Raw genomic sequence first — 11,180 nt, forward strand, 5'->3', positions numbered from 1 at the left:
CGCGCCAAGGAGACGAAGATGCCGCTGACACCCGCTGATGTGCGGAACAAGCAGTTCAGCACGACCCGGCTCCGGCCGGGCTACGACGAAGAAGAGGTCGATGCCTTTCTCGACGAGGTCGAGTCCGAGCTGGACCGGCTGATCCAGGAGAACGAGGAACTGCGCGGCAAGCTCGCCGAGTGCCTGCGCGGCAAGGTGCCCAACGCCGGGATGCAGGACTTCCAGCAGCCCCAGGAGCAGCCCGAGCCGCCCCGCCCCGAGCCCGTTCAGCCGCCGCAGGCCGTCGTCGAGCCCCAGCCTCCGGCGCCCGCTCCCATGCACATGGGCATGGGCGGCGAGGAGAACATGGACACGGCGGCCCGCGTCCTGGCCCTGGCCCAGCAGACCGCCGACCAGGCCATCTCCGACGCCCGCCGCGAGGCCGACGAGACCCTGGGCCGCGCCCGCCACGAGTCCGAGGACATCCTCGGCAAGGCCCGCCGCCAGGCGGAGCAGATCATCGGTGAGGCCCGCGTCCGCTCGGAGAACCTCGACCGGGACGCCCAGGAGCGCCACCGCCAGGTCATGGGCAGCCTCGTCCAGCAGCGCGAGGAACTGGAGCACAAGGTCAACGTGCTCAAGGACTTCGAGCGCGAGTACCGCAGCCGCCTGAAGGACTACTTCGAGCGCCAGCTGCGCGAGCTGGAGGAGGGCGCGGGCATCGAGCAGCCGAACCCGAACACCACGGGCGGCTTCCAGACGATGGCCCCGCCGACCGGACCCACCCCGGCGCTACAGCACGGCCCCGGCGGCAACCCCTTCGGCCAGCCCGAGCCCGTCCAGCACGGCGGTTTCCACCCGGGCGAGGCCCCGCACGAGCGCCGCTGACCCCGGTCGGCGGTAGGCTCCACAACTGAAGACTCCGGCAACGTGTAAAGGTCCTGGTCGACCCGTGATCCTCAGCGTCCTCGCATCCGTCGCGGTGCTGGCGGCCATCGCCGTCATCGTGGCAGCCCTGGTGTTCGCCGAGACCACCCTGGTGTTCATCGCCCTGGGGTTGGCCGCCGTGAGCGTGCTGCTCCTGGTGGGCGCGCTCATCCAGGGGAGGACCGGAGCGGATCGAACGGACGGTTTGGGGAAGTCGTCCGTTCCCGCGGCCGTGCACACGACGCCGGAGCACCACTCCGGGCGCGTACCCGCACCGGCTCCCGAGCCGGTGCGGGAACCCCGCGCCTGGGCCGAGGACTCCGGACCGGGGGAGCCGGAGTACGATCTGCCGCGCTGGCAGACGCCCACGGCCCGGGAGTGGCCGGAACCGGACACGGCGGCGCCTGCCCCCGCCCCGTCGGTACCACCCGCGGTCGAGCACGGCTCCCGCGCAGAGGAGACACCCGCCCCCGAGGACTCCTGGTTCACCCACCGACCATTCGAGGACGTTCCGGACCGGACCCCCGGTCCGGCCGCCGCAGAGCCCGCCGAACCCGCCGCCGCGGAGCCGGAGGCCGACGGGGCCGGGCCCGCGTGGTCCGCCCGGACCGAGGACCCCTCCGCTTCCGCCGCCGGGTCCGAGGACACCGACGAGGACGAGACGGAGCCCGCCCGGCCCGCCGGGCATGAGGCCGCCCGGACCGGGGACCCGGCGGACACCGAGGAGACGGCGCGGGCCGTCGAGGGCGACGGGGCAGAGCTCTCCTGGTTCGCCCGGCGCGAGGCCGAGCAGGACACCGCGCAGGAGGACGACGCGGCCGACGCCCGGCTCTCCTGGTTCGACCGGCCCGAGGCCCCCGACGACGCGCCCGCGCCGGAGACCGGCGCCGCAGGCACCGGGACCGACGACGACGTACCGGTCGAGGGCCGGGACGGCGAGGACGCCGACGCCCCCGGGACCGACGACGGGACCGCACGGGTCTCGGCGGAGCCCGAGGCACAGGAGGCCGGTGAGACCGCCGAGGTACCCGACGCGAGTGAGGCCACCGCGGCCGATGACACCGGTGCGGACGCTCCGGACGGCACCGGGGACGCCGAGACGGCCGGGAGACCCGGGCCCGCCGGGAAGGACGACGTTCCGGCCGCGGCGGACTCCCGCCCCGCGGACACCGACGGTCCCGACGACGACGGCACCGGGGACGCCGGGCCCGCCGGGAAGGACGACGTTCCGGCCGCGGCGGACATCCGCCCCGCGGACACCGACGGTCCCGACGACGACGGCACCGGGGACGCCGGGCCCGCCGGGAAGGACGACGTTCCGGCCGCGGCGGACATCCGCCCCGCGGACACCGACGGTCCCGACGACACCGAGGAGCCCGCGGACGAGGGCGGGGAGGACGACGGCTCCCGGCCGACCGGCGGGGACGGCCCCGGGGAGTCCGCCGCCGCGGAGCCCAAGCCCTTCTCCTACAGCATCCCGCAGCGCGTCGAGGACCCCGACACCACGACCGCGTTCTCCTACCGCAAGCCCGGGGAACCCGGGGACCCGGACGCCACGGCGGCCTTCACCCGCGACTGACACCCGGCGACGACGACGGGCGCCGCCCCACCGGGGGCGGCGCCCGTCGCGTTCGCTCAGGCCTTGCGGAAGCCGAAGGCCACCCCGAACTCCTCCGACTCGGTGCGGTGCAGGTCCGCGCCGATCTCGCCCGCGGCGAACGCGTCCGCCAGCACCTCACCGGCGATGGTCGCGGCGTGCTCGTCCAGCGCCAGCGCGGTGGTCTCGTCGGTGACCGCCCACCACACGTGGATGCGGTCCGACACCTCCAGGCCGCTCTGCTTGCGGGCCTCCTGGAGCATGCGCACCATCTCGCGGGCCAGCCCGGCCCGGCGCAGCTCCGGCGTCAGCTCCAGGTCCAGCGCCACGGTCTCGCCCGCCCCCGAGGCGACCGCCCAGCCCTCGCGCGGCTGCTCGGTGACCAGCACCTCGTCGGCGCTGACCTCCACCGGCTCGTCCTCGACCCGGACCTGCGCCCACCCGGTGTCGCGCACCTGGCGCACCAGCTCCGCCGGGTCCGCCGCCTCGATCGCCTTGGCGACCAGCGGGGTCCGCTTGGCGAACCGCTTGCCCAGCGCCCGGAAGTTCGGCTTGACCAGGTAGTCCACCAGGTCGCCGCCCACCGTCGACAGCGACTCCAGCGATGCCACGTTCAGCTCGTCGGCGATCTGGTCCCGCAGCTGCGCGGGCAGGTCCGCGAACCCGGCGGCGCCCACCAGGGCCCGCGCCAGCGGCTGGCGGGTGCGCAGCGCCGAGTCCACCCGGGCCGAGCGGCCCAGCTCCACCAGGCGGCGGGTCAGCGCCATGTGCGCCGACAGCTCCGGGTCGATCAGGTCCTCGCGGACCTCGGGCCACGACGCCAGGTGCACCGACTCCGGGGCGTCCGGCCGGCGCAGCGCCGTCCACACGTGGTCGGTCAGGAACGGCACCACCGGCGCCATCAGCAGCGTCACGGTCTCCAGGGCCTCGAACAGCGTCGCGAACGCCGCAGTGCCCTCGGGGGTGTCCGCACCGCCCCAGAACCGGCGGCGCGACCGGCGCACGTACCAGTTCGAGATGTCGTCGACGAACGCCGTCAGGCGGCGGCCCGCCGCCGTCGTGTCGAAGGCGTCCAGGGCCTCGGTGACGTCGCGGACGACCTCGTTGAGCTCCGACAGGAGCCACCGGTCCAGCAGCGGCCGGTCCTGCGGCGCCGGTGCGTCGGCCAGCCGGGAGTGGTCCCAGCCCGCACCCGCGTTGGCGTACAGGGTGAAGAACGACACGGTGCTGTAGTACGTCAGCAGCACCTTGCGGACGATCTCCTCCAGCGCCGCGTGCCCCACCCGGCGGGCCGTCCACGGCGAACCGCTGGCCAGCATGAACCACCGCAGCGCGTCGGCGCCGTGCCGGTCCATCACCGGGATGGGCTCCATGACGTTGCCCAGGTGCTTGCTCATCTTGCGGCCGTCCTCGGCGAGGATGTGGCCGAGCACCACCACGTTCTCGAACGCGTTGCGGTCGTGCACCAGCGTGTTGACCGCCAGCAGCGAGTAGAACCAGCCGCGGGTCTGGTCGATCGCCTCGGAGATGTACTGCGCCGGGAAGTTCTCCCCGAACACCTCCGCGTTGACGTGCGGCGCGCCCCACTGGGCGAACGGCATCGACCCCGAGTCGAACCAGGCGTCGATCACCTCGGGCACCCGCCGGGCCACCCGCTGCTCCTCGGGCAGGGACGGGTCGGCGTCCGGGTCGGGGATGACGATGTCGTCCACGAACGGCCGGTGCGGGTCGAGGTTCGACAGGTCCTGCCCGCTGAGCTCGCCCAGCTCCGCCAGCGAGCCCACGCAGATCTGCCGCCCGTCGGGGAACTCCCAGACCGGCAGCGGCGTGCCCCAGTAGCGGTTGCGCGACAGCGCCCAGTCGACGTTGTTGCGCAGCCACTCGCCGAAGCGGCCCTCCTTGACGTTCTCCGGCACCCAGTTGGTGGCCTGGTTCTGCGCCAGCAGCTCGTCCTTGACCGCGGTGGTGCGGATGTACCAGGACGGCACCGCGTAGTACAGCAGCGCCGTGTGGCAGCGCCAGCAGTGCGGGTAGGAGTGCTCGTAGCTCAGGTGCCGGAACAGCAGGCCCCGGTCCTTGAGGTCGCGCACCAGCGTCTTGTCGGCGTCCTTGAAGAACACCCCGCCGACCAGGTCCAGGTCGGCCTCGAAGGTGCCGTCCGGGCGGACCGGGTTGACCAGCGGCAGCCCGTAGGCGCGGCACACCGCCATGTCGTCGGCGCCGAACGCGGGCGACTGGTGCACCAGGCCGGTGCCGTCCTCGACGGTGACGTAGTCGGCGAGCACCACGTAGTGGGCCGGCTCGTCGAACTCCACCAGGCCGAAGGGGCGCTGGTAGGTCCACCGCTCCATCTCGTCGCCCTCGAAGGACTCCCCGGTCAGCTCCCAGCCCTCGCCCAGGACCTTCTCGAACAGCGGCCGCGCCAGCACCAGCCGCTCGTTCCCGTCGGTGGCCACCACGTACTCCACGTCGGGGTGGACCGCCACCGCCGTGTTGGACACCAGGGTCCACGGGGTGGTCGTCCACACCAGCAGGGAGGTGGGGTGCTCGGGGGAGGCCAGCGGCCCCGACGTCACCGGGAAGCGCACGTACACCGACGGGTCGGTGACGGTCTCGTAGCCCTGGGCCAGCTCGTGGTCGGACAGGGTGGTGCCGCAGCGCGGGCAGTAGGGGCTGATCCGGAAGTCGCGGACCAGCAGGCCCTTCTCCCAGATCTGCTTGAGCGCCCACCACACCGACTCCACGTACTGGGGGTCCATGGTGCGGTAGGCGTCGTCCATGTTCACCCAGTAGCCCATGCGCTCGGTCATCGCGGTGAACGCGTCGACGTTGCGGAGCACGGACTCGCGGCAGCGGGCGTTGAACTCGGCGATGCCGAAGGACTCGATGTCCTTCTTGCCGGACAGGCCCAGCTCCTTCTCCACGGCCACCTCGACGGGCAGGCCGTGGCAGTCCCACCCGGCCTTGCGGTCGACGTGGTAGCCGCGCATGGTGCGAAAGCGCGGGAAGACGTCCTTGAACGCGCGGGCCTCGACGTGGTGCACGCCGGGCTGGCCGTTCGCGGTGGGCGGGCCCTCGTAGAACACCCAGTTGGGGCCGCCGCGGGTCTGGTCGAGGGAGCGCTGGAAGACGTTCTCCTTCGACCAGCGGTCGAGGATCTCGCGCTCCATCGCGGGCAGGTCGATCTGCGCGGGCAGCTGGGGGAGTGCGCGGGACGCGCTCGGCCGGGACTCGTTGGCCACCGTCGTACCTTTCCATCAGGGTCGTTCCTGACGGAGGGACGAGGCACGGGCCCCGCGGTACCACCCTCCTTGGACACCGCCGGTCCGGCTCGCGCGAGGGCGGCCGGGACGGGTCCCGCTTCGTTCACGTCTGCCGGTTCTACTGGGGGCGCTGGCCCTGTTCTTCCGGCGGTTCCGGGGTGATCTTCGTGCCGGTCGTACCCCCGGGCTCCCACCACCCCCGGGTCGCTCGGACGCATCGACCGCTTCTAAGCTGTGTCCGTCCGGTCGGGGCCGGCACTACTCGTCCCCATCGACACCTGGGCACAGGATAACGCAGCGGGGGGCGGCGCCTCGCGCTTTTTCGACGCGGAGGGCGGAGGCGGGTGGCGGAGAACGTGCGCGGCACCGTCCTGGTGACGCTTGCGGACCGGGACGATGCCGAGGAACTGGCCGAACAGCTCCTGGAACAGGGCTACGAGCCGTGCCTGGTGCACCGGGACATGCTGGCGGGGGAGGACGACGCCGAGGACGCCGACTGGGTGATCGAGGTGCGCACCGGCCCGCACGGCGGCCCGGCGGTGTTCGACGAACCCCACCTGGCGGCGCTGGCCGAGGACTACGGCGGCTTCGCCGCCGCCGAATGACCGCCGGGAACGGGGTTCCCCCGCGCATCCGCCGAGCGGTCCCCGCCGACGCCCCCGCCATCGCCGCCGTCCACGTCGCCTCCTGGCACGCCGCCTATCACGGCCTCATCGCCCGGGAGCACCTGGCGAACCTGGACGCCGACCGCCTGGCCGGGATCTGGGCGCGGAGGCTGGGCGGCGCCCTGACCCTCCCCGGCGCGGGCTGCCTGGTGGCCGAGGGGCCCGACGGCGTCGTCGCCTACAGCGGGTTCGTCCCCGGCACCGACCCCGACGACGCCGACCGCACCGTCGCCGACCTGGAGACCTTCTACTCCCTTCCCGGGGTGTGGGGCACCGGCGTCAACCGTCGGCTGTGGGAGGAGACCCTGGCCGCCATGACCGCCGGCGGCACCGGCCACGGCGTCCTGTGGGTACTGGAGGGCAACGCCCGTGCCCGCCGCTTCTACACCGCAACCGGGTGGCGGGACACCGGCGCGGTCACCCCCACCCCGATCCTGGGCGGAGCCCTCACCGTGCCCGCCGTCCTGTACCGGCGCGACCTGTGAACACGTGCCCCGCCCGGGCCCGGGTCGTTGCCAAGGGGGCGGGGCTCGCCTAGGCTTCCCGGCACCACTCGCGGCTTTCGCCCACGGGGGTGATCCCGCAGGTCGGCGGGGTACGGGCGGGGTCGCACGGTCGGGAGGTTGAGTGCGATGAAGGCCACCGAGACGACGGCCATGCCGGTGCTGCCCGGCGAGGAGCCCTGGACCCGGCAGGAGCTCGCGCAGGTCCGCGAACGCCTGGACGACGACATCGCCGCCGCACGCAGGGAGATCCGACAGGTCGAGGAGCAGGTCGCCGAACGGCTGGGGGACCCCGTCGACGGGGCCGGGGACGACCCCGCCGACACCGGGGCCAAGGCCTTCGAACGCGAACACGAGTTGGCGTTGGCCTACAATACTCGTGACCTGCTCGCCGCGAGCGAGCGGGCGATCGAACGGATGGACGCGGGAACCTACGGGGTCTGCGACTCATGCGGACGGCCCATCGGCAAGGAACGCCTCCAGGCGTTCCCGCGGGCCACCCTGTGCGTCTCCTGCAAACAGCGCGAGGAGCGTCGCTGACTGAGGTAGAGCCCTCCGGGGACAGCAACATGACCACCGCCCGTACGGGGGCCCGCCCGCGCCGCTACCTGCTGCTGGTGCTCGTCGCGCTCGCCGCCGTCGGGGCCGACCTCCTCACCAAGGAATGGGTCCTGGCGACCTTCCGGGAGGGCGAACGGCTCGACGTCATCGGCGAGATCGTGCAGTTCACGCTGGTGTACAACACCGGTGCCGCGTTCTCCATGGGCACCGACCACACCTGGGTGTTCTCCACCATCGCCATCGTCGTGGTGTGCGCGATCGCCTACCTCGGCCTGCGGGTGCGCAGCGTCTGGTGGGCGGTCACCCTCGGCCTGATGATGGGCGGCGCCGCCGGGAACCTGGTGGACCGCATCTTCCGCGGCGCGGAGCCGATGCACGGCGCCGTCGTCGACTTCATCAAGGTGATGAGCTTCCCGGTGTTCAACATCGCCGACTCCTGTGTGGTGGTCGGCGCCTGCCTGGTCGTCCTGCTGACCTTCAAGGGCGTGGAGCTGGACGGCAGCGTCGTCTCCGACGACAAGGCGTCCGACCCCGACGAGAGGGCCGCGGAAGCCGGGGAACCGGCCACCGAGGACACCGGCACCCAGGACACCGCCGCCGAGGACGCTCCCGAGAGCGGCTCCGGCGACCGCCCCGACGACGACACCACCACCGAAGGGAAGGGCCAGTGAGCGACACCCGCAGCCTGCCCGTGCCCGACGGCCTGGAGGGCGACCGGCTCGACTCGGCGATCGCCCGCCTGTTCGGACTGTCCCGCACCCGTGCCGCCGAGCTCATCCTCGACGGCAGCGTCCTGGTCGACGGTTCCGAGGCGGGCAAGTCCGACCGCGTCCAGGCCGGCGCCTGGCTGGAGATCACCCTCCCGCCGCCGCCCACCGCCCCCGTGCCGCGTCCCGAGCCCGTTCCGGGCATGCGGATCGTCCACGAGGACGCCGACATCATCGTGGTCGACAAGCCCGTCGGGGTCGTCGCCCACCCCACCGTCGGCTGGACCGGGCCCAGCGTCCTGGAGGGCCTGCTGGCCGCCGGGATCCAGGTGGCCACCAGCGGCGCCGCCGAGCGCCAGGGCATCGTGCACCGCCTGGACGCCAACACCACCGGGCTGATGGTGGTCGCCAAGAGCGAGACCGCCTACAGCGTCCTCAAGCGCGCCTTCAAGGAGCGCACGGTGGACAAGCGCTACCACACCCTCGTCCAGGGCCACCCGGACCCGCTGCGCGGCACCGTCGACGCGCCCATCGACCGCCACCCGGCGGGCGACGGCCGCTGGGCCGTGGTCGCGGGCGGGCGCCCCTCGGTCACCCACTACGACACCCAGGAGGCCTTCCGGGCCGCCAGCCTGCTGGAGATCAAGCTGGAGACCGGGCGCACCCACCAGATCCGGGTGCACATGTCGGCGCTGCGCCACCCGTGCGTGGGCGACATGCTCTACGGGGCCGACCCCACGCTCGCCGAGCGCCTGGGGGTGCGCCGCCAGTGGCTGCACGCGGTGCGGCTCGGGTTCGACCACCCCACCGAGCACCGGCCGGTGGAGTTCTCCAGCCCCTACCCGGAGGACCTGGAGCGGGCCATGGAGGTCCTGCGCGAGGACTGAGCCGCGCCCGGACCCGCGGGAGGCGGGGACACCGGGCGGGCACGGCCGACGAACGCACAGGGGCCGCCGGACATCTCGTCCGGCGGCCCCCGCGCGTTCTCCCGGCCGTCAGTCCCGGGGCGGCGGGACGACGGGCCGGGTGCGCACCAGCCCCTGGCACAGGGCCGCGCCGACGATGATCACCAGCGCCCCCAGCGGCTGGTTCCAGGACAGGGTCTCACCCATCAGGACGATCCCCGCCGCGATCGACACCACCGGTGCCACGTAGGTGACGGTGGTCGCGACGGTGGCCCCCGCCTCCCGCAGCACCGCGTACTGGAGCACGTAGGCCACACCCGTGCCCATCACCCCCAGGACCAGGACCGAGGCCACCACCTGCCAGGTCACCCCGGTCGGGGCGTCGGTGGCCACCGGCACCAGCACCGCCAGCGGTACGGCGGCCAGCAGCAGTTGGAGCGTCGACAGCTCCAGGGCGCCGTACGAGCTGCCCGCCACGAACCGGCGCAGGTACGGCGTGCCGATGCCGTAGCAGGCGGTCGCCGCCACCACGAACCCCATGCCGACCATGGCGTCCCGGTCGCTCACGCTCACCTCGCCCAGGGAGTTCCACACCCCGAACACCACGAGCACGCCCAGGAAGCCGATCCCCAGGCCGAGCAGCCGGTCGCGGTCGGGACGGCGCTCGTCGGCCAGCAGCAGCATCGAGAACACCACCCCGAACAGCGGGGTCGCGGCGTTCACGATGCCCATCACCGCCGAGGGGATGAGCTGCCCGGCGTACCCGAACAGCGTGAACGGGATCGTGTTGAGCAGCAGCGCGGCCACGAACAGGTGCGCCAGCAGCCGCGGCGAGGCCGGCAGCCGGCCGCCGCGCAGCAGCACCACCGCCAGCAGCGGCAGGGCGCCGGCGGCGATCCGGCCCAGGGACAGCTGCATCGGCTCCAGGGACTGGGCGGCGACCCTGATGAAAACGAAGCTCATGCCCCAGATCAGGGCCAGGAGCGCGAACTTGACCCGCCAGTCGGAGGCGAGGCGGCGGGCACCGGCGGATGTGGCCGGGGACGGAGAGAGCACGGACATGGGATGTTTGTACCGCGCGCTGACGTGTTAGGTCTACTTCGTATTTCTAAACGGCTGGGTTAGTGTTACTTACATGCTCAGTGTCGACCGCCTCCGTGTCCTCCACGCCATCGCGGCGCACGGTTCCCTCAGTGCCGCCGCCGAGGCCCTGCACGTCACCAACTCCGCCGTCTCCCAGCAGCTCTCCAAACTCGAACGCGAGGTCGGCCAGCCCCTCGTCGAACGCAACGGCCGCGGGGTGCGCCTGACCGACGCCGCCGAACTCCTCGTCGAGCACGCCTCCCGCATCCTCTCCCTGGTGCAGCGCGCCGAGGCCGACCTGGAGGCCCACCGCGACCACGTCACCGGGCACCTGCGCCTGTCCGGCACCCCCACCGCCGTGCGCGGCATCCTGCCCCAGGCCCTCAACACCCTGCGCGAGGCCCACCCCCGGCTGCGGGTCGAGCTCTTCGAGGAGGAGCCCCACGAGACCCTGCTGTCGATGGCCCGCGGCGAGGTGGACCTGTGCATGGTCATCGACTGGGTGGGCTCCCCGCTCGCCCTGCCCGAGGGCATGACCCGCGCACCCCTGATGGAGGACGTCGGCGACATCGCCCTGCCCGCCGACCACCCCCTCGCCCACCGGGAGATCCTCGCCATCGACGAGATCCTCGACCTGCCCTGGATCAGCTGGTCGCGCGGGTCCATCTGCAACGACTGGCTCTACGACATGATCCGCTCGCGCGGCGGCGAACCCAACGTCATCCACAACGTGGAGGAGCACCAGACCAAGCTGGCCCTCATCGCCGCCGGGATCGGCGCCGCCGTCATGCCCCGGCTGGGCCGCGGCCCGCTCCCCGACGGGGTGCGGGTGGTGCCGGTGCAGCCCGCCCTGGTCCGCCAGGTGTACGCGTTCTGGCGTACCGACGCCTCCCGCCGCCCCGCCATCCGCGCCTGTGTCCGCGCCCTGCGCGAGGCGGCCGCCGCCTACGACACCCGCCCCGTCCCGGCCTGAGCCCCGGCCCCGCCCCG

General features: G+C 73.1%; 10 protein-coding genes. 8 read left to right on the forward strand and 2 right to left on the reverse strand.

What is annotated here, in order from left to right; translation table 11 throughout:
• Positions 1 to 18 precede the first annotated feature (18 nt).
• The gene (locus QJS33_RS16765; protein ID WP_306368934.1) at positions 19 to 867 is read left to right on the forward strand and encodes a DivIVA domain-containing protein; all 849 of its coding nucleotides are present in this window, start codon (positions 19 to 21) and stop codon (positions 865 to 867) included.
• Between the two features lie 64 nt (positions 868 to 931).
• Positions 932 to 2,485, forward strand: a complete 1,554-nt coding sequence (locus tag QJS33_RS16770) for a hypothetical protein (RefSeq protein WP_306368925.1) — start codon at positions 932 to 934, stop codon at positions 2,483 to 2,485.
• A 56-nt stretch (positions 2,486 to 2,541) separates the two neighbouring features.
• Here QJS33_RS16770 and ileS read toward each other — a convergent pair whose 3' ends face one another.
• A complete protein-coding gene (ileS, locus tag QJS33_RS16775; protein ID WP_306368926.1) occupies positions 2,542 to 5,745 on the reverse strand; it encodes an isoleucine--tRNA ligase in 3,204 nt (1,067 codons plus the stop codon).
• Between the two features lie 365 nt (positions 5,746 to 6,110).
• Between ileS and QJS33_RS16780 the strand changes: the two genes are divergently transcribed.
• The 5 genes from QJS33_RS16780 to QJS33_RS16800 all read left to right on the forward strand — a co-directional run bounded on the left by QJS33_RS16780 (position 6,111) and on the right by QJS33_RS16800 (position 9,089).
• Positions 6,111 to 6,371, forward strand: coding sequence for a hypothetical protein (locus tag QJS33_RS16780; RefSeq protein WP_220562492.1), 261 nt, complete (start codon positions 6,111 to 6,113; stop codon positions 6,369 to 6,371).
• Positions 6,368 to 6,916 (forward strand): GNAT family N-acetyltransferase, encoded by a 549-nt coding sequence (locus QJS33_RS16785; RefSeq protein ID WP_306368927.1) that lies wholly within the window; start codon positions 6,368 to 6,370, stop codon positions 6,914 to 6,916. The genes QJS33_RS16780 and QJS33_RS16785 overlap by 4 nt, the downstream gene beginning before the upstream one ends.
• 147 nt (positions 6,917 to 7,063) lie before the next feature.
• Positions 7,064 to 7,474, forward strand: a complete 411-nt coding sequence (locus QJS33_RS16790; RefSeq protein WP_306368928.1) for a TraR/DksA C4-type zinc finger protein — start codon at positions 7,064 to 7,066, stop codon at positions 7,472 to 7,474.
• A gap of 29 nt (positions 7,475 to 7,503) precedes the next feature.
• Positions 7,504 to 8,166: a signal peptidase II gene (gene lspA, locus QJS33_RS16795; protein ID WP_306368929.1), complete on the forward strand. Its 663-nt coding sequence runs from the start codon at positions 7,504 to 7,506 to the stop codon at positions 8,164 to 8,166.
• Positions 8,163 to 9,089 carry an RluA family pseudouridine synthase gene (locus tag QJS33_RS16800; protein ID WP_306368930.1) on the forward strand — a complete coding sequence of 309 codons (927 nt, stop codon included), beginning with the start codon at positions 8,163 to 8,165 and terminating at the stop codon, positions 9,087 to 9,089. The genes lspA and QJS33_RS16800 overlap by 4 nt, the downstream gene beginning before the upstream one ends.
• Before the next feature lie 108 nt (positions 9,090 to 9,197).
• Here QJS33_RS16800 and QJS33_RS16805 read toward each other — a convergent pair whose 3' ends face one another.
• Entirely contained in the window at positions 9,198 to 10,169 is a 972-nt protein-coding gene (locus QJS33_RS16805; RefSeq protein WP_306368931.1) for a DMT family transporter, read from the reverse strand.
• Positions 10,170 to 10,242: 73 nt separating this feature from the next.
• On the opposite strand from QJS33_RS16805, the gene QJS33_RS16810 reads away from it, so the two are divergent.
• Positions 10,243 to 11,163, forward strand: a complete 921-nt coding sequence (locus QJS33_RS16810) for a LysR family transcriptional regulator (RefSeq protein ID WP_306368932.1) — start codon at positions 10,243 to 10,245, stop codon at positions 11,161 to 11,163.
• Positions 11,164 to 11,180 lie beyond the last annotated feature (17 nt).

The sequence above is a fragment of the Nocardiopsis sp. CC223A genome (assembly GCF_030766825.1).
Lineage (GTDB): Bacteria > Actinomycetota > Actinomycetes > Streptosporangiales > Streptosporangiaceae > Nocardiopsis.